Genomic DNA, 20,562 nt, shown 5'->3' with positions numbered 1-20,562 from the left:
CACTCAGCGAGGCATGCCAGACAGCACCGAACCTCTTTGACGGAAATGCGCGCGCGATTGAGGACCATGCCGTGCAGCATTGTCTTGCGAGCATCGAGATGGCGAGGAACCGTCAACATCAGGAGATCGGCTGGCGCGCCCGACAGATCAGCAACCTGCCTGACGCTATTGGGCTCGCCCTCCTAGACAGCATCCCCTGCGATACCCTTGTCATTGCAGAATTCGTCCGTTGCGCAAAATTTGCGCTCTGCCAGCCTTGCCAGAAGACTGAACGCGGTTCACCCGAAAAATGTGTAACGGTCAGAGGGAGGGAAGTCATTTTGTCGCGAGATTACCGCAAATAGCGGCAGGCATCAATCCAGAAGCGCTTTCCGGGCAATTTTCAGCGTCGGCTTTCAGATTTACATTTTTCGCATTTTTCGTTATTTTCTGGTTCGTTGACTCAATGCCATCAATCAAAATAAGGAAAGATTCATTATCCTCTTTGGACTTTCACGGGTTCAGAAGATTCTGCTGAACAGACGTGAACCACCAGAGGATTCAACAACCGAAAAGAGAACACGCGCGCAAGATGCGCCGAGAGTTGGGACGAATGCCGCCGGATGTTCATTGCCACCGTAGAAGCCAAAATGGCTCTGGCAAGAACGGCTTTCTGTGCTGAAATCAACATTTCAACCCGGCGGCACAGGCTCGCCCGGGACAGGAGAAATTACGTTCAATCTTGAGCACTGGGATCCGACCCCGCCCAGTTTTGCCAAAACAACCCGCGCTCGTGATCCCTCCGATCCATGGCGCGCTGCCATTTATCGGCCAGCACAAGCCATTGACGCGGAGCAATACTACCAGCCGTGTCTCGGCGACTTTTTTCACGCCTCATCTTCTGGGGGAGCGGCAGGTCTTCCTGTTCGAGAGCGAGCTGGAAAGCGCTGTCGCGATGGAAGCGATGCTGTTGCCCGACTTCTATTACCTCGAAGTCCAGCTGGCCCCGATCGCCTAACCAACGCAAAAGATGGGTTGAACGTCAACCAACGTCACGTGGGCACCAGGCACGATCAGGCTGCAGCTTCCGCGATTTGGGAATCCACTTGGCGATCGCAGCCCGGCCGAGTTCGGCACAAAACGAGGAGACCGGAACCAGATCCAACTGGTCCGGCCAGGCGCAGTTGCACGAAACGCAGCACTCGACGTACCGCGGTCGTGCCCTCTGGCGACGAGGGAGGGGATGCCACCGCCGAGACCGCGTCCGGACGAAGATGCGGTGTGCGAAACTGCCGGGGCCGCGCCACAATGCGGGACTTCGACCGCCAGCTCGCAGAACCTCGGGTCCGTATCGCCGTTCTGAACGGCTACACCGCGCCAGTCATCTCTGTCACAGAGGTCGTGGAATACCTCGCGAGGCCAGGGCCTGTTTCATCTGTCCTGAAATATCCCGGGGGAGGCTCCGTCAGGAGCCGGGGGCAGCGCCCCCCTCCGGCGCCCGCCAGCCCCCCATCGCCCGGATCTCGGTAGACGAGGCATCCTTCATCGGCAGATTAATGAAAACCCAGGCCGGTGGCTTCATCCGCGCAAGGGTTTCGCCCCGCCCGACGCGATTGCCGCCATAGATCTGTGCCGCCGGTGACAGCCGTGCGCGCAGCCCCGCGCCTGGCCGCGCGAGGACCGCAACCGGCACCGTCTCCATGATCCGCCGCCAGCGGTCCCAGCGATGGAAATCCGCGAGATTATCGGCCCCCATCAGCCAGACAAAGGTCACGCCCGGGTAGATCGCGCGCAGCATCGCGATGGTATCTGCGGTATAACGTGTGCCGAGGCGCCGCTCGAGATCCGTGATCCGGACCTTCGGATGCCGCATGACCCGCCGCGCCTGTTGCAGCCGCACCGAAAGCGGTGCCGGCTGACGCGCCTTGAGCGGATTTCCGGGCGAGACCAGCCACCAGACCTGATCAAGCCCCATCCGCTTCAACGCCTCACGGGTGATATGGACATGCCCCTCATGCGCCGGATCGAATGATCCGCCGAGAAGACCCACAACCATGCCGCGTGTCGCGAAAGGAAAGCCCTGTGCCATAGCCGGGTTCATATTTCATTCATGACGGCTATGGAACGATGGATAGCGGCGCCGTCGGGGAAAACGGCACTGGCAATCCGGATTGTCGCCGGGCGACGGTGTCGCCCCGGATGATCACCTGATCGCAGGCGCGCCTGCGCAAAGGCCGTGGCAGAGCCTCAGGGCGTATCCGGCGGTAACGACGGGGTGGGCCTGACTTCGCCCGATCGCGGGGGGGGCAGGGTGGGCCACGGCTGTCACCTGACGTCGCGGGGCATATCATGCTCGACTTGATGGCGAGCGATCAGCATCAGGCCGAAGCTCCCGCTTTTTCCACACCAGGCGGGCAAGGTGGCCGGGGTTGTCCTGAACTCCGTTTTCGCCCCGTCGAAAAACCTGTGGCGATGCGGGTGGCACTGGCGCGGTTTTTTGCGTGGGGCGGCCAGGCGCCGGTCGACGCCGCGATCGTAACGCTGGTGGCAACGGGGACCATGCGATGGCTTTTGATGCCCGCGCATGCCCCCCTGGCCAATCACCGAACCGGGAAAGGTCTGGCGCAGGGCGCGCTCATCCCCGACCCGATGGTCGCATGGGCACTCAGTTCACAGAACGTATCGGCCGGGGAACCACCCGGGACCTGCGCTTTTGACCGTGACGCTCCTGACGGAACAGGCTTACGCGTTTTCCGCTTTCATTCTGGCGCATGAGGTCCAGTTTCATCGCGAGAAGATCAAGTTCCGCTTGTTGCTGGAAGTCGATATCGCTGGTCTGGGCGCCGGAGGTGAGCATTGCAATGATGGCTGCAAAGGTGATGTTGCCCGCGATTGCATAGGTCACGACAATGCCAAAGACATCAGATCCGAGGCAATAGGCGACTCCGGCTGCGAAAGCTCCGGCAAGGGTTGCGGCGGTCAGTGAGACAAGAAACATGGCATCCTCCTCTTAGGTATTGCTTAAGACTCGGTAACCAACTGTGGGTTGAGTATCGTCTGGGTAATGTGGTCACAATGTGGCGACAATCTGGCCATTTCATCCGTTTTTCTGTTTGCCCCGGGATCGCGTCAATTCTTGCCCGCGCGGCACTTCGGCTTGGCTTTCCACCCGACCGAAGTGGGATCAGGCCGCGTGTCGTCTGCTCCTCGCGCACGCGGCGCTGCCGCAATGGTGGAGAGATGGAAAAACTGCAGACCGACGCTCTGAACGCTTCGCCGGCATGCCGCCATTCAGCCAGCTCATCAAATGCGCAAATGCTCTGCGCGCAGAGCGTAAGCCTGGCCTCGATGGCCGGCCGCGGTCAGACATGGCGCGGGATGCAGCGCTGTGATCTCCTGACATCCCTGTGGTGCTGCCCGCATGAAGCGCAGAAACATGGGGCACCGGGCGAGGCTTATGCCCCCCGGTGATGGGCTCCCCATCCACAATCTGCTGCTGGCCTTGCGTCATCGGGAGGGGCAGGGCGGTCAGCGTGACCACAGCCGCGGCGGATGGTTGCAAGCGCACAGATTGCGTCCCTCCGGGGATCTGCCGGGGCGGGCGCTGATATTAACCGGGCAGGGCTTCAGCGCGCGGCGCCTGCCGCCTCGCGCGCGGCCTGGCGCTTTGCCACCCGGGCGCGGATTGCCTCGACATCGGTGACCGGGGTCGCGGCGAAAAGCTGGCGGGTGTAGGCATCGGTCGGATTGGCGAAAACCGCCTCCCGCTTGCCCTGTTCGACCGCCAGGCCCTGGCTGATCACCATCACATCATCGGCAATATAGCGCACCACAGACAGGTCATGGCTGACGAAAACATAGGTGAGCCCGAATTCCTCCTGCAGATCGGCAAGTAGGTTCAGCACCTGCGCCTGGACGGACAGATCCAGCGCCGAGACCGGCTCGTCCAGCACCAGCAAAGACGGGTTCAGCATCAAAGCGCGCGCGATCGCGATCCGCTGCCGCTGCCCGCCTGAAAACATATGCGGAAAGCGGTTGAAATGTTCGGGTCCAAGGCCAACCCTGACCAGCATCGCCTCGGCCAGGGCGCGGCGTTCTTCGGCTCCGATCCCGGGCCGGTTGATCACCAGCGGCTCCATCAGCACCGAGCCGATCTTCTGGCGCGGATTGAGACTGCCATAGGGGTTCTGGAACACCATCTGAACCTTGGAGCGCAGCACCGGATCGGGGCGCTTCACGGCGATATTGACCGGCTGGCCTTCGATCAGGAGATCCCCGCCAGAGGGGGCGTCGATCAGCGCGATGATCCTTGCCAGCGTCGATTTGCCTGACCCGCTTTCGCCGACAATCGCCAGCGTCTTGCCCTTTTCCACCGAAAAACTGACGCCTTTCAGCGCCTGGACGGTCTTTGATGCGCCGAACATACCGCCGCCGGTGTGATATTCCTGTGTGATGTTCCGGCCTTCAAGAACCACGCTCATCGCACCGCCTCCCCGAAGAAATCAGAGACGGTCGGCAGCCGGTCGCAGGTCGCATTCTCGGGGAGAGCCGAAAGGAGCGCCCGCGTATAGGGGTGCTGTGGGGCTTCGAACAGCGAAAGCACATCGGCCTCTTCCATCTTTTTGCCCTTATACTGCACCACCACCCGGTCGGCTGTTTCTGCGACGACCCCCATGTCATGGGTGATCAGGATCAGCGCCATGCCATATTCCTCCTGCAGATCCATCAACAGATCGAGGATCTGTTTCTGGATCGTCACGTCAAGCGCGGTGGTCGGCTCATCCGCGATCAGAAGGCGCGGTTTCGAGGCAATCGCCATGGCGATCATCACGCGCTGACATTGCCCGCCCGACATCTGATGCGGATAGGAGCTCAGCTTTTCCTCGGGCAGGGGGATGCCGACCTGGCGGAACAGCTCCAGCGCGCGGGCGCGGGCCTCCCGGCGCGACATGCCGAGGTTGAGACGCAGCACCTCTTCGATCTGGAACCCCACCGTGAAGGACGGGTTCAGCGAAGCAATCGGTTCCTGGAAGATCATGGTGATCTCACGCCCGATCAGCTGGCGGCGTTCGGCCTTTGTCATATGCAAAAGGTCGTGGCCGTCATAGCTCATCTCATCAGCGGTGATGGTGGCGGTATCAGGCAAAAGCCCCATCACCGCCAGCATCGAGACCGATTTCCCCGAGCCGCTCTCGCCGACGATGGCCAGTACCTCGCCGCGGTCGACCTGGGTATCGATGCCATCGACGGCGGTGAAAGAGCCGGTCGAGGTGGCGAAGCGCACCGTCAGATTGCGGATTTTCAATAGCGCCATCGTCTCAGCTCCGCTTCAGTTTCGGATCAAGCGCGTCGCGCAGCCCGTCACCCATCAGGTTGATCGCCAGCACCGAGATCAGGATGGCAAGGCCCGGGAAGGTAACGATCCACCAATGGCTGAGAATGAATTCGCGCGCCTCGGCCAGCATGGTGCCCCACTCGGCGGTCGGTGGCTGCGCCCCCATGCCGAGGAAACCAAGCGCTGCCGCATCCAGCACCGCCGAGGAAAACGACAGCGTCGCCTGGACGATCAGGGGGGCAAGACAGTTCGGCAGGATTGTCTTAAACATCAGCCGCAGATTGCCCGCCCCCGAGACCCGCGCCGCCGAGACGTAATCGCGCTTCAGCTCCGACATCACTGCCGCCCGGGTGAGCCGGGCGAAATGCGGCTGATAGACGATGGCGATGGCGATCATCGCATTGGTCAGCCCGGGCCCCAGCACCGCCACCAGCACCAGCGCCAGCAGCAAGGACGGGAAGGCGAGGATCACATCCATCACCCGCATGATCACCACATCGACCCAGCCGCCGAAGAAGCCGGCGATCAGCCCGATCACGATGCCGCCCACCAGTGCGATGGACACCACCACCACCCCGATAAACATCGAATATTGCGAGCCCTTGATCAGCCGCGACAGCATATCGCGCCCGACCGCATCGGTGCCAAGCCAGAACTGGGAATTGCCGCCCGCCGCCCAGGCCGGGGGCAGTTTCTCCATGCCGCGATATTGCAGCGTCGGGCTGTGCGGCACGAGCAGATCGGCAAAGCAGGCCATCAGCACCAGAAGGACAAAGACGCAAAGCCCGATCACCGCGCCACGATTGCGCGAGAAATAGAACCAGAATTCGGCGAGCATCCGGCGACGGATCTGCGCATCGGTGAGTTTGACGAAAGTGTCGCTCATTTGTTGCGGATCCTCGGATTGATGAGGCCATAGGTCAGGTCGACCAGAAGATTGACCAGCATGACGACGCCCGCGACCAGCAAAAGGCCCGATTGCACTGCCGGATAATCGCGGCGTGAGATGGAATCGATCATCCATTTGCCGATCCCCGGCCAGGAGAAGATCGTCTCGGTCAGGATCGCGCCCGCCAGCAATACGCCGATCTGCAAGCCGATGGTGGTGACGACCGGGATCATCGCGTTGCGCAAAGCATGGACGCCGATCACCCGGCGCGCCGGCATCCCCTTGGCGCGGGCGGTGCGGACATAATCCTCGCCCAGGACTTCCAGCATGGCGGACCGCGTCTGCCGCGCGATCACCGCCAGCGGGATCGTCGCCAGCACGATGGAAGGCAGGATCAGGTGATGCAAAGCCGAGGCGAAGGCGCCCTTTTGCCCCGAAAGCAGGCTGTCGATCAGCATGAAGCCTGTGACATTGGGGAAGAAATACATCAGCGAGATCCGGCCCGAGACCGGCGTCCAGCCAAGATTGCCAGAGAAGACGATGATCAGCAGCAGGCCCCACCAGAAGATCGGCATCGAAAAGCCCACAAGGGCTGCAGACATCGACAGCTGATCGAACCAGGAACCGCGCTTGATCGCCGCCAGCACGCCTATTGGCACACCAACCAGCGTCGCCAGCACGATGGCGACAAAGCCGAGCTCGATCGTTGCGGGGAAGAGCGTCAGGAATTCCGACAGGACCGGCTTTTTTGTCACCAGTGAATTGCCGAAATCGCCCTGAAACAGCCGCCCGACGAAATCGAAATATTGCAGGACGATGTTCTTATCGAATCCCAGTTGCGCCGAGATCTCGGCATGGCGCTCGGGCGAGACGCCACGTTCGCCCGCCATCAGCAGCACCGGATCGCCCTTCAGTAAACGCGGGAACGAGAAGGCTACGATGGTGATGCCAAGGAAGGTCGGCACCAGATACAAAAGTCGCGAAAGGATGAAACGGATCATACGCCTCTTTGCCCCTGAAAGAGACGCGCGGTGAAGGCCTGGCCTTCCCGCGCGTCCGGGTGGAGAGTTCCGGGCTGATTACTCGGCGATATCGACAGTGTCGAAGGTGTAATCGCCAAGCGGGCTTTGTACGAAGCCGGTCACCTTGTTGCTCATCGGCACATATTGCGTCGAATGGGCGATGGTGAACCAGGGCGCCTGATCCTTGAAGATGACCTGGGCCTCTTCATAAAGCTTGGTGCGCTCGGCCTGGTCCGACGTGACCTTGGCCTTTTGCAGCAATGCCGAGAAATCCTCGTTGCACCAGAAGGCGCGGTTCGCACCGCCAGGTGCCGCACCGGCGCAGCTCAGCAGAACCGAGAGGAAATTGTCGGGGTCGCCATTGTCGCCGGTCCAGCCGAGGATAACGGCGCCTTTGCGGCCCGGCTCCATCGACTTGTCGAGATATTCGCCCCATTCATACGAGACGATCTCGGCCTTGACGCCGACTTTCGACAGGTCTTCCTGCATCATCTCGGCGGTGCGGCGGGCATTCGGCATATAGGGCCGCTGCACCGGCATCGCCCAGATCTCCATCGAGAGACCCGAGACGCCCTCTTCCTCAAGCATCTTCTTCGAGGCTTCAGGATCATAGGGGTCATCGATGATGGCGTTGTTATAGGACCACATGGTCGGCGGGATCGGGTTCTTGGCGGGCTCAGCATGGCCCTCGAACACGGTCGAGACGATGGCTTCCTTATTGATCGCCATGTTCAGCGCCTTGCGGACCTTCGGATTGTCGAAGGGCGCAAGCGTGGTGTTATAGGCGAGGTAGCCGACGTTCAGGCCGGCCTGTTCGTCCAGCTTGAGGTTCGGATCTGCCGCGATTGCTGCCAGATCGGCGGGCGCCGGGAACGGCATCAGGTGGCATTCACCGGCCTTCAGCTTTTGCAGACGAACGGCCGCATCCGGGGTGATCGCGAAGACCAGATCGTCGATCAGCGGGGCAGGGCCCCAGTAATCGGCGTTCTTCTGATACCGGATCACAGCATCTTTCTGATAGGCCACGAATTTGAACGGGCCGGTGCCAATCGGCAGATTGTTGAAATCTTCGCGGGTGCCGGCGGCGTCCAGCGCATCGGCATATTCTTTCGACACGATCGACATGAAGGGCATGGCGATATTGGCGATAAAGGGGGCCTCAGGCTGGTTCAGCGTCACCTTGACGGTGTAATCATCGACCTTCTCGACCGATTTCACCAGGTTCGGCATATCCATCGAGGTGTAATATTCGTAGGTAATACCGGGGATATACTGGTGCCAGGGGTGGTCGGCGCTGGACTGACGCTCGAAGGAGAAGATCACGTCATCGGCGTTGAAATCGCGGGTCGGGGTGAATTTGTCGTTCGAATGGAACTTCACGCCCTTACGCAGGTGGAAAGTATATTCGGTGCCGTCTTCCGACACATCCCAGGACTCTGCCAGCGCCGGTTCGGCTTCGGTTGTGCCCTTCTTGAACTCGGCGAGGCGGCTGTAAACCGGATGCGCGCCGGCGTCAAAAGTGGTGCCGGCGGTATAGGGGGCCGGATCGAAGCCCTCGGGCGAGGCCTCCGAGCAATAGATGAAGGTTTTCGCCATGGCGGGCGCTGCGGCGCTGAGCGCCAGCGCCGAGGCAGCAATCAGGCTGCGCGAGAGAAGCTTCATAAGTGGTTCCTTTCACTCACTGTTGACGTTTTTTTTGTTCCGGATTCGTGCTAAATGTCCGGACTTTATTCTGATTTCTTACATCGTCAGAATGTCGATGTTCCACTTTATTTGGTCGAAAAGCGAACGAAATTCCTGCCACAATGACAGGCCGGACAGCATTCAGTCAAAAGGCCGGTCCAGACTTGCCGAAGGCGGGCAAAACCAGCGCGGGCCGTCTTCCGCCATCCAGGCAATATCCTCCAGCCGGATGCCGCATTCGCCATAGAGGCAAAGCATCGGTTCGATTGAAAAACACATGCCGGGGGCGAGCGGAGTCCGGTTGCCTCTGACGATAAAGGGCTCTTCATGAATGTCCATCCCAAGCCCGTGTCCGGTGCGGTGGGGCAGGCCGGGCACCGCGTATCCGGGGCCAAAACCGGCAGCGGTCAGGCTGTCGCGCGCGGCCAGATCCACGGCTTCGCAGGGGGCTCCGATCCGGGCCGCCTTAAAAGCCGCCGCATGGGCCGCATGTTCATGTCCCCATAGCTCCCGCTGGCGCGCGCTTGGCGTGCCGAAGACGTAACTGCGGGTGATATCTGAGCAATATCCGTGCAATACCCCGCCCATATCGATCAGAACCATATCGCCCTGGGCGAGGATCTGCGGCTCGGGCACGCCATGCGGATAGGCGGTGGCCACGCCGAATTGTGCCGCCGCGAAAAGCGGTTTTAGCCCGAGCGCTTTATGCGCGGCCGAGATGAAAGCACAGGTCTCGGAGGTCGATATCCCGGCGCGCAGGTTCTGCCAGACGGCTTTCTGGACCTGATAGCTGGCCTCCATCGCGGTCCGGATAATGGCAATCTCGGCGGCCGATTTGACCTGGCGCAGCGCCGAGATCAGCGGTTTCGCCACCGTGATCCGTCCCGCCATTGCGGCCTGCAACGGTGCCGCGAAAAGCCAGGGCGTCGCGGGGTCAAGCGCCAGGACCGCGCCTTCGCCGGCAATCCGGGCGACCTCGGCTGCGATCAGCGCATAAGGGTCTTCGTCTTCCTGCCAGGTGGCTATATGCCCGTCTTCGCGCAACAACGAGCGCAGCTTCGGCTCTTCAAAAGTAGGGCTGATATGAACCGGCGCGCCTCTGGCGGGGATCAGGGCGCCGTGGATCCGCTCTGAAAGGCCGAGGCTGTGGCCGAGGAAGTAGCTCAGCGAGGAAGAGGCGTCGAGCCAGACCGCGCCGATATCCGCCGCCCGCATCCCCGCCTGCAAAGCCCCGACCCGCGCTTCATATTCCGCGCCGCCAATTGCCGGAACCGAAACCGGACGAAACCCGCCAAGCGCCTTGTCAAAGCTCATCTTCTGCCACTCCCCGGCTGATCTGCCACCTTTGTCCCTTTCCTTTCGGCCCGGAGCAAGAGCGGCGGCCGGTGACGGCGGAATTTCGGTGCCGATGACGCGGTGTTCCGGTTCCGCCCCGGCCCACGCCCGCCATCTGCCTGTGGGAAGGGGCGCATGAAACGCGTCCCCTTCGTCATGCGGGGTCTGATGGCGTCTTTTCCAGGCGCGGGATTTGGAATAACGCTGCCGCATGGCCATCATGCTGAACTCACTTCATGATCTTATAAGACAGGGCTTCGACAGCGTCATCGATGTTCGGTCGCCGTCAGAATTTGCAGCCGATCACCTGCCCGGCGCCATCAGTCTTCCTGTCCTCGATGATGAGGAACGCGCCCGCGTCGGCACGATCTACAAACAGGTCGCGCCTTTCGAGGCGCGCAAACTCGGCGCGGCGCTGATTTCGCGCAATGTCGCGCGCCATCTCGAAGGGCCGCTTGCCGCCATGCCGGGCGGCTGGCGGCCATTGCTCTATTGCTGGCGCGGCGGTCAACGCTCCGGTTCAATGGCCATGATCCTGTCTCAGATCGGCTGGCGCGCGGAGATCATTACCGGCGGCTACAAGGCCTGGCGCGGGCTGGTGGTGCGCGCGCTGGAGGCCGTGCCGCCGTCGCGCATCATCTTGCTTGATGGCAATACCGGATCGGCCAAGACGGAGCTCCTGCAACTGCTGGCGCTGCGCGGCATCCAGACCATTGATCTTGAAGCCATGGCGAACCACAGGGGGTCGCTGTTTGGCAGCAGGGGCCTTCAGCCGTCGCAACGGATGTTCGAGGGGCGCATCGCCCGGGCATTGAGCGAACTCGATCCCGCCCGCCCTGTGGTCATTGAGGCCGAAAGCTCGGCTATCGGTCAGTGCCGGCTTCCGTCACAGCTGTGGAAAGCGATGTGTGCGGCGCCAAGGATCGAGCTTGATGTTCCGGCGCATGAGCGGGCCAGATACCTTGCCAGCGCCTATGGCGACCTGACGGCCGATCATGACCGGCTCAGCACTACCATCGATCAGCTGCGCCCGTTCCATCCGGCTGAGCGTGTCGCAGAATGGCATATGCTTGCCCGGCGGGCGGAGTACGTGGCGCTGTCAGAAGCGCTGATCGCCGCCCATTACGACCCGCGCTACGCGAAACACCGGGCAAGAAGCGGCACGGCCCGCCACAGGATCTTTGTGGCGAGCCTCGATCCGGCCGGGCTGCTTGCCGCAGCGGACAGTCTGGCCGAAAAAATACAGCGCCTGTAGCAGATGCAGGCGCGCGCGGTCTCGCATCCCCATGCGCTCCAGCTCACCGAGCATGTCAGCGGTGTCCTCAATGTCGGTCACAAAGTCGGTTCCGCCGCCAATTCCACCAAGCTTGTCGCCATAATCGGCCTGGTCGATGAAAAAGTGCGTGGGGAAAGCTGCGGCGCCCATCACGCAGCCCTCGGTATAGCCGCAGCGGGTGCGCCGGTCGGCGGGGTGAAGTCGCCGAAACGGTCCGCCGCGAAGATCACGTTGCTCTCGATCAGATCGGGATCGACCTCGATGAGGCGAGGGAAGGGGATCACGTTCGGCGATCAGCGAGACCGCACGAGAGACAGCTGGGACGCGCATGGCGCTTTCGCGGGTGACAAGCTGGCCAGTTGAGGCGGAGGTGATCCCGAAGACGGGGAAAGAGGCGGCGGACGTGATGCCCACCGCCGACTTAACACTCGTTACAACGCGCCGTTGGAATGCCCCCACTGAGTGGTCCGGTTTGAATGTTAGTGCATTGTCGGCCTGTGGTCCATTTGCACGAAGGTCTCTGGGGCCGGTGGCCGGTAGTTCAGAGCGCTGTGGGGCCTGACGGTGTTGTAGTGCCGTCGCCACCTTTCGATCAGGATCTGTGCCTCGTGCAGGGTGTGGAAGACTTCGCCGTTGAGCATTTCGTCCCGGAACCGGGCGTTGAAACTCTCGCAGTAGCCGTTCTCCCACGGTGATCCTGGCGCAATGAATGCCGTTTTGGCACCCACCGCCCCGATCCATGCCTGCACCTTTTTGGCAATGAATTCGGCGCCATTGTCGGACCTTATGAACTCGGGCGGGCCGCGCAGGATGAACAGATCAGTCAGGGCGTCGACAACGTCGGTCGAGTTTAGCTTGCGCTTGACGCGGATCACCAGTGCTTCCTTCGTGAACTCGTCGATGATGTTGAGCGTGCGGAAGATCCGCCCATCCCGGGTCCGGTCCTGGACGAAATCACAGGACCAGACGTGATTGGGGCGCTCCGGCCTCAGCCGAACGCAAGAGCCATCGTTCAGCCAAAGCCGCCCCTTCCTGGCCTGCTTTTGCGGGACTTTCAGCCCTTCCCGCCGCCAGATCCGTTCGACCCGTTTATGGTTCACATGCCAGCCGCTGTTGTTCAGCATGCCGGTGATCATGCGGTAGCCATATCGCCCGAACTCTCGCGCCAGCTCGATGATGTCCTCGGTCAGCCGCTCTTCATCGGCCAGGCCGCAGGGCACTTTGCGCTGCGTAGATCGGTGCTGACCCAGCGTGCGACAGGCCCGGCGTTCGGAAATCCGCAGGGGCTGCCGCACATGGTCGATGCATTGGCGGCGGCGCGAAGGGCTCAAAAGTTTCCCCGGGCAGCCTCAGCCAAAATCATCTTGTCCGGGGTCAGATCCGAAACCGCTCGCCTGAGCCGCTGGTTCTCCGCCTCAAGATCCTTCAGCCGCTTGAGCTGATCGCGGTTCATACCGCCGTATTCCTTGCGCCATCGATAATAGGTCTGCACCGTCACTCCGATCTGTCGCACAGCATCAGAGACCGACTTGCCCTGGCCGTGCAGCACTTCAACTTGCCGCAGCTTCAGAACGATAGCTTCGGGCTTCTCTCGCTTGCCAGCCATAATCTGGTCCTCCTGAAAACGGGATAAGCATATCCCTGTGGCTGGACCACTTCACCACCGCCAGATCCGCGCTGAGGATATTCCCGAGGCATGGCAACGTGACCGGCTGAACATTCGGCCCGAGGTCTTCGAACGGATGCTTTGCCTCGCCTGCGGCACGCGCGGGCGCCCGCAGTCGACCATCATATTGCCCGTCTGCACCGGGCCAGCCGGCGATGGCTGGTTGCTCAAAAGCCGATCTCAGGATCAGTGAGGCACCCATGATCATCCTCTACACCTCGCCGGGCTGTGGCCCGTGCGTTGCGACGAAACGCGCGCTGGATCGGGCAGGGCTCGCATATGAAGAGCGGGCAGGGGCAGACTGGCCGGAAGAGGTCGAGCGGCTGGCCGTGATCGCCGGGGCGCGGCAAGGGCCGCTGGTGGCGGCCGGGGATCAGGTCCGGTCGGGGTTTCGGGCGGATCTGATCACGGGGCTGCTGGTAAGGGATTCACACGATTCGCCCGATGTGGTAGCGTAAAGTCTCGCGCCGGGTAGCGCCCGGCAAACCTCAGTGGGGCAGGTATAGCCCCGGCGGTCACAGGGATACTGTGACAGGCTGATCGGAGCCTAAAGGTTGATGGGCTGGCATCCAATGTATGCACCAGCAGGTATATATCACCGATCTCCACCGTTCCCATTCTACGCTCTGCGCGGGCCGATCACCGCAGGCATCCGGATTGCGAAGCCCTCGGCCTGTCGCTCGGAGGATTTTGCGTGGTGGGGAGGAATCAGAGCGCTAGGTTCCGTGAACCTATGGGCTCTTCGTAGATAACTCGTAAGTCATTGAATTTATGGTGGGCGGTGAGGGACTCGAACCCCCGACATCTTCGGTGTAAACGAAGCGCTCTACCAACTGAGCTAACCGCCCGCCTCGCCGGGGACCTAACCCGGACAGGGCCTGGACGCAAGGGATTTGCGCAGCAGGCGGGGTGGTTGTTCGGCAGATCACCCGGGGTGCGGGTCTGGTGGTTTGTTGTGCGGTTTTGAACAGCCCTGCCGCAGGATGCAAAGGGTGAAATGCTGCGAAAAGGCGACTAATCTTCAGATCGGGGCCGCAAGGACCGGCGCAGGGACAGCGCGGGTCATGCAGGCCTTTCAGAGACGCGCCAGACCCCGCACCAGACCCCAGGAGGCAAGCCATGAGCTGGAACCCCGCCCTCGATCCCTCGATCCCTGTCGGCAATCAGGTTGATTCCATCGAGACCGTCATTGTTCCGCGGGCGCGTGACCTTGGCGGTTTCGAGGTGCGCCGGGCGCTGCCCTCGGCCCAGCGTCAGATGGTGGGGCCCTTCATCTTCTTTGATCAGATGGGCCCTGCCGAATTCCTGACCGGGGAGGGGATCGATGTGCGTCCGCATCCCCATATCGGGCTTGGCACCGTGACCTATCTGATGAAGGGGCGTCTCCATCACCGCGACAGCCTCGGCACCGATCAGTGGATCGAGCCGGGTGCGGTGAACTGGATGATGGCGGGCCATGGCATCACCCATTCCGAACGCACCGATGGCGCGGCGCGGCGCGCGCCCCTGACGATGTTCGGCCTCCAGACCTGGCTTGCCGTGCCGAAGGACCGCGAGGATGATCCTGCAGACTTTATCCATGTCGAAAAGTCGCGGCTGCCGGAGCTGGAGGGCGAGGGGAAACAGGTGCGTCTCATCCTTGGTCATGCCTGGGGCGCGCGGATGGATCTCGAAATGCCTTCGGAGGTCTTCTATGCCGATGCGGTGCTGGCTCCGGGCGCGTCAATTCCGCTGCCCGATGATCATGAGGATCGTGGCGTCTATGTGTTGACCGGCGAGGTCGAACAGGGCGGTCAGGTCTTTGAGGCCGGACGGATGCTGGTGTTCCGTCCCGGCGACCGGGTCTCGGTGAAAGCCGGCGATCAGGGCGCGCGGATCATGCTGCTGGGCGGCGCGACGATGGATGGGCCACGCTATATCTGGTGGAACTTTGTCGCCTCGTCGAAAGACCGGATTGATGCCGCGAAAGAGGCCTGGCGGGCTGGGGACTGGGCACATGGCCGGTTCCGCCTGCCGCCGCAGGATGACCAGGAGTTCATCCCCGCGCCGGAAAAATGATTTTTGACGAAAAATCGAGGTATTGGCGGACAAGGTGAAATTTCCTCATTCCGCCGCTTGACGGGGGGGGCGACCCCAGGTATCTAGCCCCCACACCCGGTTCGCCGGGGAAGCAAGAGACCAAAAGCGCGGTTGTAGCTCAGTCGGTTAGAGTACCGGCCTGTCACGCCGGGGGTCGCGGGTTCGAGCCCCGTCAACCGCGCCACTTGCTTTCCGGATGCGAACAGGGACGATAGCGCGGTTGTAGCTCAGTCGGTTAGAGTACCGGCCTGTCACGCCGGGGGTCGCGGGTTCGAGCCCCGTCAACCGCGCCATTTCGTACATAATTTCTCCTGAAAGACACAAATAAACAGCCCGTTCAGGGCTGCTTTGCGTATTCGTATCAGGAGGAAATTGGCATTTCCTCCTGACTTCTATACTCCCGCCAGAGGCATCCCCCGCCGTCAGAGGCGCATTCGGTAGCGGATATGCCCGTCACTTTGCACGAATGTATCATAGAGCGCCCGGGCGCGCGCGTTTGTCTCATTCGTATGCCAGTAGAGCCGGTTCCAGCCTCTCTCCCGCGCAAGCGCGACCAGGTCTTCCAGAAGTGCGCGGCCGATTCCCTCACCCCGGGCCGCTTCGGTGACGCAGAGGTCTTCGAGGTAGCAATCCTCGCCGATCACCCAGGTCGATCCATGCGTCAGGTAAAGCGCGAATCCGAGCTGGCGACCGTCCTGCACCGCCACCCGGCCGTTCAGCGGTGCGGCAGGGTCCATCAGGCGTGACCAGGTATGGGTGGTGACCTCGGGGGCGAGGCTGACCTCGTAATAGGTCAGATATTCATCCCAGATGCCGCGCCAGGCGGCTTCATCCGCCGCTGTCAGATCGCGAATCTCCATCGCCTTGTGTGTGACGGCGCCGCTCATGCGATGCGATCCAGCACGCGCGCCCAGGAGCGGATGCCTTTATGGAAACTTTTCACATCGTATTTCTCATTCGGTGAATGGATCGCGTCATCGTCATTCGCGAATCCGATCAGCATCGCATCCATCCCGAGCACAGATTTGAAAAACCCCGCTATCGGGATCGAGCCGCCCATGCCGACAATCACCGCCTCACGGTTCCATTCGTCGGACAGCGCAAGGCGCGCAGCTTCGAATTCCGGGCGGTCGGTGTTCATCACCGCCGCCGGCGAGCCTTCGAGATTGTTATCCCAGGTGATCTTCGCGTCCTTCGGCAGGCGGGCCTCGACATGGGCACGAACCTTCCGGCGCAGATCATCGGGATCCATATCTCCCACGAGGCGGCAGGTGATCTTGCAATGGGCTTCGGCGGGAATCACCGTTTTTGACCCGGCACCCTGATAGCCGCCCCAGAGCCCGTTGATCTCCAGCGTCGGGCGCGCCCATTGCTGTTCCAAAGTCGTATAGCCGGCCTCGCCATGCGGCACGGTGAAGCCGACCGATTCGAGGTAGTCCTTCTCGTCAAAGCCGCTCAGTTCCCATTGCCGTTTCAGCTCGGCCGGGACCTCATGCACGCCCTCATAGAAGCCCGCTACCGCGACGCGGCCCTGGTCGTCATGAAAGCTCGCGATGAGTTTTGCGATTTCGCGCAAAGGGTTAAGGCCCGGGCCGCCGTAATGGCCGGAATGAAGGTCGATCTTTGGCCCGTGCAGGGTGAACTCATCCTTGAGCATCCCCCGCAGCTGGCCCGCGATCGAGGGCACGCCGGGCGAGACCATCGACGTGTCGCAGATCAGCGCGATATCCGAGGTCAGTTCGGCGGCGTTTTCCTGCATGAACGGGATCAGCGAGGGCGAGCCGGATTCCTCTTCGCCCTCAAGGAAAATGGTGATGCGGCAGGGCAGGCTTCCATTCACGGCCTTCCAGGCGCGGCAGGCCTCGATAAAGGTCATCAGCTGGCCCTTGTCATCCGAGGTGCCACGGCCGCGGATCACATCGCCTTTGGGGGTGCTTTCCACAACAGGATCAAAGGGATCGCGGTGCCACAGCGCCAGAGGATCCACCGGCTGCACATCGTAATGGCCGTAAAACAGGATATGGCGCGGCCCCTCGCCGGCATGGGCGACCACCATCGGATGCCCCGGCGTCGGGCGGGCACTGGCCTCAAAGCCAAGGCTCTGCAGATCGGCGACCAGCCAGTCGGCGGCGCGGGCGCAATCGGCTTTCCAGGCGGGGTCGGTCGAAATCGAGGGAATGCGCAAAAGCTCTTTCAGGCGCTCAATCGCGTCGGGCAGGGCCCTGTCGATCCCTGCAAGGATCTGGTCCAGGTGATTGTTGGTGTCGGCGGCGCTCATCGCGGTCTCTCCCGGGTCATGTTGAGGAAACCTGCCAGGACCGGGCGCAACTGTCCAGAGGCGGCGCCTGCCATCTGTTTGCGGTGAGGCCGTCCGGATATCAGTTAACCAATCCGGAGAGGTAGCATTTTGCGTCGCACCACGCTAAAGCTGGGTTTAGAATGATTATATGGTGGCAGCGACATTTCGTCAGGTTCACTTGTGTCGTGACATGACGCATATCAAAGCCGGGCGGCGGCTTGAGGTCCATAAAGGGCGCCGCAAAGACGTGAGGACGGACCCATGAATTACGATGCAGCGCTCGATTCCGCGCTTGGCAGGCTTCATGACGAGGGGCGCTACCGCACCTTCATTGATATCGAGCGTCGCAAGGGCCAGTTCCCGCATGCGATCCGCACCCGTCCCGATGGCAGCGAGCAGCAGATCACCGTCTGGTGTGGCAATGACTATCTTGGCATGGGGCAGCATCCGGAAGTGCTGGGCGCGATGCATGAGGCGCTGGAGGCCACCGGCGCCGGTTCGGGCGGCACCCGCAATATCTCGGGCACGACCGTCTATCACAAACGGCTCGAGACCGAGATCGCCGATCTGCATGGCCAGGAGGCGGCGCTGGTTTTCTCTTCCGCCTATACTGCCAATGATGCGACGCTTTCGACGCTGAAGGTGATTTTCCCCGGGCTGATCATTTACTCGGACGCGCTCAATCACGCCTCGATGATCGAGGGGATCCGGCGCGGCGGCGGTGAAAAGCGGATTTTCCGCCATAATGATGTGGCGCATCTTCGCGAATTGCTGGCGGCGGATGACCCTGCCGCGCCGAAGCTGATCGCGTTTGAATCGATCTATTCGATGGATGCCGATGTGGCGCCGATCAGCGCGATCTGTGACCTGGCCGAAGAATTCGGCGCGCTGACCTATCTCGACGAGGTCCATGCCGTTGGCATGTATGGCGCGCGCGGGGCAGGGCTTGCGGAACGTGATCGCCAGATGCACCGGATCGATATTGTGAACGCGACGCTGGGCAAGGCTTTCGGCGTGTTTGGCGGCTATATTGCTGCATCTGCGAAGATGGTGGATGCCGTGCGCTCCTATGCGCCCGGTTTTATCTTCACCACCTCGATTCCGCCGGTGGTTGCGGCAGGTGCGGCGGCCGCGATCCGGTTTCTGAAGGGCGAGGGCGGTCGGGCTTTGCGCAAACAGCACCAGGACCAGGCGCGCATCCTTAAGATGCGGCTGCGTGGCCTTGGCCTGCCGATTATCGACCATGACACACATATTGTGCCGGTTCATGTCGGCAACCCCATCCATTGCAAGATGCTCTCGGATATGTTGCTCGACCAGTTCGGCATCTATGTGCAGCCGATCAATTTCCCGACCGTGCCGCGCGGTACTGAACGGCTGCGGTTCACGCCCTCGCCGGTGCATGGTGCGGCGGAAATTGACCAGCTTGTGAAGGCGATGGATCAGCTCTGGGGGCATTGTGCGCTGAATCGCGCCGAAGCATCCGCCTGAGCATTCTCGCATGTGCAAAAACTCTTGCCCTGTGTTAGCGTTTTCGCAATACGAAGCGAGGTGAGTCGCGCGAACGTGATAAGGACGCGGAGACTCACCCGGTGGGACAACCCGAGGAGACCGATGCCAGATAAGGCGCGGCGAAACGGGTCCAGAGGCGCAGGCTGGGGGACGGGCATCGCATGATCAGCTGGAGGTCGAAACCTCAGGCAGCGGAAGACGAAAAGCCGAAAGGCTTTGACGATTTCGACTTGCGGCTTGGTGATATTATGCGCGGTGAACGCGCGACGCTGGGCAAGTCCCTTCTTGATGTTCAGCGCGATCTGAAGATCAAGGCGACATATATCGCTGCCATCGAGAATGCCGATATCTCCGCTTTTGAATCGCCCGGTTTCGTGGCGGGCTATGTGCGGTCCTATTCCCGCTATCTGGGCATGGATTCGGATATCGCTTTTGCGCGCTTCTGCAAGGAAGCGAATTTCACCCCCGCCCATGGCATGTCGGCCCAGGCCGGAACGCCGCGCGCGGCGCAGGCGCGTCCGCGCAGCGACTTCTCGGAACCGCTCGCCAATCCCAATCTTGCCTTCATTCCGCGCGGCGAAAGCTGGCTTTCGAAGATTGAGCCGGGGGCCGTGGGCTCGCTTGCCGTTCTGATCGTGCTGATCGGCGCCATCGGCTATGGCGGCTGGTCTATCCTTCAGGAAGTGCAGCGCGTGCAGCTGGCGCCGGTGGATGAGGCCCCTGCGGTTGTCGTCTCGATCGACCCGCTGCAACAGGATGTGGCGCTGCAGACAGCCATGGGCGATGAGGCGAACCGGACCCCGGTGACCCAGACCGCTCAGGCACGGGCAGCGCCCGATCTGATGGACCGGCTTTACCGTCCGCAGGCGCTTGATGTGCCGGTGTTTGAATCGCGCAATGGCCCGATCGGCTCGATTGACCCGCGCATCGGTGGGTCCGAGGCCGGCACTGTCAGCGGCGTTATCGCGGCCGAGGCCGGAGCCGGGCTGCAGGATGGCGTGATCCAGGTCACCGCCGATGCGCCTCAGGGCGTGCAGATCCTCGCGGTGCGCCCGGCCTGGATGCGCGTGAGTTCCGCCGATGGCACGGTCCTGTTCGAAAAGATCCTGAACACCTGCGAAAGCTATCAGGTGCCGGCACTGGAAGAGGTGGCAAGCCTGCGCACCGGCAATTCCGGCGGCGTCTATTTCGTGGTGGGCGGCAAGACCTATGGTCCGGCCGCACCAGGCGCCAATGTCGCGTCGAATATCGCGCTTTCGCCCGAAGCGGTGACCGGCAAATATGCCGAGGCCGATCTCGCAAAAGACCGCGATCTGGCGCGGATCATGACCGCAGATGCCAGCGGCGCGATGCCGAATCTGGCATCCAGCTGTGCGACCACAAAGCCCGCCCAGTAATCCCGGCAACCCGGGCGCGGTAATCTGCGATATTGCTGCAATGTGACCCGGCCCGTGTTGCGGGCCGGTTGCCGTGCGGCACGGGCGGGA

Annotated in this window: 18 protein-coding genes, 3 tRNA genes and 1 pseudogene; 10 read left to right on the top strand and 12 right to left on the bottom strand. The window is 61.8% G+C overall.

All coding sequences use genetic code 11. The features are described from left to right. Positions 1-823 precede the first annotated feature (823 nt). Together BLW25_RS24315 and BLW25_RS08665 are read left to right on the top strand one after the other, a co-directional pair. Positions 824-997 (top strand): hypothetical protein, encoded by a 174-nt coding sequence (locus tag BLW25_RS24315; RefSeq protein ID WP_171909513.1) that lies wholly within the window; start codon positions 824-826, stop codon positions 995-997. Between the two features lie 150 nt (positions 998-1,147). Continuing rightward, positions 1,148-1,383, top strand: a pseudogene (locus BLW25_RS08665) (IS5/IS1182 family transposase); the annotation flags it as partial. Positions 1,384-1,444: 61 nt separating this feature from the next. Here BLW25_RS08665 and BLW25_RS08660 read toward each other — a convergent pair. The 8 genes from BLW25_RS08660 to BLW25_RS08620 form a co-directional block, all read right to left on the bottom strand. Continuing rightward, positions 1,445-2,068 carry a nicotinate-nucleotide adenylyltransferase gene (locus BLW25_RS08660; RefSeq protein ID WP_092898197.1) on the bottom strand — a complete coding sequence of 208 codons (624 nt, stop codon included), beginning with the start codon at positions 2,066-2,068 and terminating at the stop codon, positions 1,445-1,447. Positions 2,069-2,644: 576 nt separating this feature from the next. Continuing rightward, positions 2,645-2,977, bottom strand: coding sequence for a hypothetical protein (locus BLW25_RS08655; protein ID WP_092898195.1), 333 nt, complete (start codon positions 2,975-2,977; stop codon positions 2,645-2,647). Between the two features lie 628 nt (positions 2,978-3,605). Continuing rightward, positions 3,606-4,460, bottom strand: a complete 855-nt coding sequence (locus BLW25_RS08645) for an ATP-binding cassette domain-containing protein (RefSeq protein WP_092898191.1) — start codon at positions 4,458-4,460, stop codon at positions 3,606-3,608. Beyond that, positions 4,457-5,293, bottom strand: a complete 837-nt coding sequence (locus tag BLW25_RS08640) for an ABC transporter ATP-binding protein (RefSeq protein WP_092898189.1) — start codon at positions 5,291-5,293, stop codon at positions 4,457-4,459. The genes BLW25_RS08645 and BLW25_RS08640 overlap by 4 nt, the downstream gene beginning before the upstream one ends. A 4-nt stretch (positions 5,294-5,297) precedes the next feature. Beyond that, complete coding sequence (locus BLW25_RS08635; protein ID WP_092898187.1) at positions 5,298-6,200, bottom strand: ABC transporter permease subunit; 903 nt, start codon at positions 6,198-6,200, stop codon at positions 5,298-5,300. Continuing rightward, positions 6,197-7,204, bottom strand: coding sequence for an ABC transporter permease subunit (locus BLW25_RS08630; protein ID WP_092898185.1), 1,008 nt, complete (start codon positions 7,202-7,204; stop codon positions 6,197-6,199). Before BLW25_RS08630 ends, BLW25_RS08635 begins: the two co-directional genes overlap by 4 nt. Positions 7,205-7,282: 78 nt before the next feature. Then, entirely contained in the window at positions 7,283-8,887 is a 1,605-nt protein-coding gene (locus BLW25_RS08625) for an ABC transporter substrate-binding protein (RefSeq protein ID WP_092898183.1), read from the bottom strand. A 162-nt stretch (positions 8,888-9,049) separates the two neighbouring features. After that, a complete protein-coding gene (locus BLW25_RS08620) occupies positions 9,050-10,222 on the bottom strand; it encodes a M24 family metallopeptidase (protein ID WP_092901766.1) in 1,173 nt (390 codons plus the stop codon). 232 nt (positions 10,223-10,454) lie between these two features. Between BLW25_RS08620 and mnmH the strand changes: the two genes are divergently transcribed. Together mnmH and BLW25_RS08610 are read left to right on the top strand one after the other, a co-directional pair. Then, on the top strand, positions 10,455-11,498 hold the full coding sequence (mnmH, locus tag BLW25_RS08615) for a tRNA 2-selenouridine(34) synthase MnmH (RefSeq protein ID WP_092898181.1): 1,044 nt from the start codon (positions 10,455-10,457) through the stop codon (positions 11,496-11,498). A gap of 3 nt (positions 11,499-11,501) precedes the next feature. Next, positions 11,502-11,882, top strand: coding sequence for a hypothetical protein (locus tag BLW25_RS08610; protein ID WP_092898179.1), 381 nt, complete (start codon positions 11,502-11,504; stop codon positions 11,880-11,882). A gap of 116 nt (positions 11,883-11,998) precedes the next feature. On the opposite strand, the gene BLW25_RS08605 is transcribed toward BLW25_RS08610, so the two are convergent. Then, a protein-coding gene (locus tag BLW25_RS08605; RefSeq protein ID WP_092898177.1) for an IS3 family transposase occupies positions 11,999-13,125 on the bottom strand; the annotation gives its coding sequence in 2 pieces (ribosomal slippage) (positions 11,999-12,861 and positions 12,861-13,125; 1,128 coding nt in all). Between the two features lie 260 nt (positions 13,126-13,385). On the opposite strand from BLW25_RS08605, the gene BLW25_RS08600 reads away from it, so the two are divergent. After that, the gene (locus BLW25_RS08600) at positions 13,386-13,643 is read left to right on the top strand and encodes a glutaredoxin family protein (RefSeq protein ID WP_092898175.1); all 258 of its coding nucleotides are present in this window, start codon (positions 13,386-13,388) and stop codon (positions 13,641-13,643) included. A 314-nt stretch (positions 13,644-13,957) separates the two neighbouring features. Here the strand turns inward: BLW25_RS08600 and BLW25_RS08595 are convergent. After that, positions 13,958-14,033, bottom strand: a tRNA-Val gene (locus BLW25_RS08595). Between the two features lie 271 nt (positions 14,034-14,304). Here BLW25_RS08595 and BLW25_RS08590 point away from each other — a divergent pair. The 3 genes from BLW25_RS08590 to BLW25_RS08580 all read left to right on the top strand — a co-directional run bounded on the left by BLW25_RS08590 (position 14,305) and on the right by BLW25_RS08580 (position 15,557). Further along, entirely contained in the window at positions 14,305-15,243 is a 939-nt protein-coding gene (locus tag BLW25_RS08590) for a pirin family protein (RefSeq protein WP_092898173.1), read from the top strand. A gap of 128 nt (positions 15,244-15,371) precedes the next feature. Next, positions 15,372-15,448: transfer RNA gene (locus tag BLW25_RS08585), tRNA-Asp, on the top strand. Positions 15,449-15,480: 32 nt separating this feature from the next. After that, positions 15,481-15,557, top strand: a tRNA-Asp gene (locus BLW25_RS08580). A 129-nt stretch (positions 15,558-15,686) separates the two neighbouring features. Here the strand turns inward: BLW25_RS08580 and BLW25_RS08575 are convergent. Then, positions 15,687-16,151 (bottom strand): GNAT family N-acetyltransferase, encoded by a 465-nt coding sequence (locus BLW25_RS08575; RefSeq protein ID WP_253188307.1) that lies wholly within the window; start codon positions 16,149-16,151, stop codon positions 15,687-15,689. Continuing rightward, entirely contained in the window at positions 16,148-17,542 is a 1,395-nt protein-coding gene (locus BLW25_RS08570; RefSeq protein WP_092898171.1) for a M20/M25/M40 family metallo-hydrolase, read from the bottom strand. Before BLW25_RS08570 ends, BLW25_RS08575 begins: the two co-directional genes overlap by 4 nt. A gap of 282 nt (positions 17,543-17,824) precedes the next feature. Between BLW25_RS08570 and hemA the strand changes: the two genes are divergently transcribed. After that, positions 17,825-19,054, top strand: coding sequence for a 5-aminolevulinate synthase (gene hemA, locus BLW25_RS08565; protein ID WP_092898169.1), 1,230 nt, complete (start codon positions 17,825-17,827; stop codon positions 19,052-19,054). Positions 19,055-19,236: 182 nt separating this feature from the next. After that, a complete protein-coding gene (locus BLW25_RS08560; protein ID WP_092898167.1) occupies positions 19,237-20,472 on the top strand; it encodes a helix-turn-helix domain-containing protein in 1,236 nt (411 codons plus the stop codon). The last annotated feature ends 90 nt before the right edge of the window (positions 20,473-20,562 follow it).

The sequence above is a fragment of the Rhodobacter sp. 24-YEA-8 genome, from assembly GCF_900105075.1.
GTDB lineage: Bacteria > Pseudomonadota > Alphaproteobacteria > Rhodobacterales > Rhodobacteraceae > Pseudogemmobacter.
The sequence above is the reverse complement of the archived record's forward strand: the minus strand, read 5'-3'. Positions and strand labels throughout refer to the sequence as shown.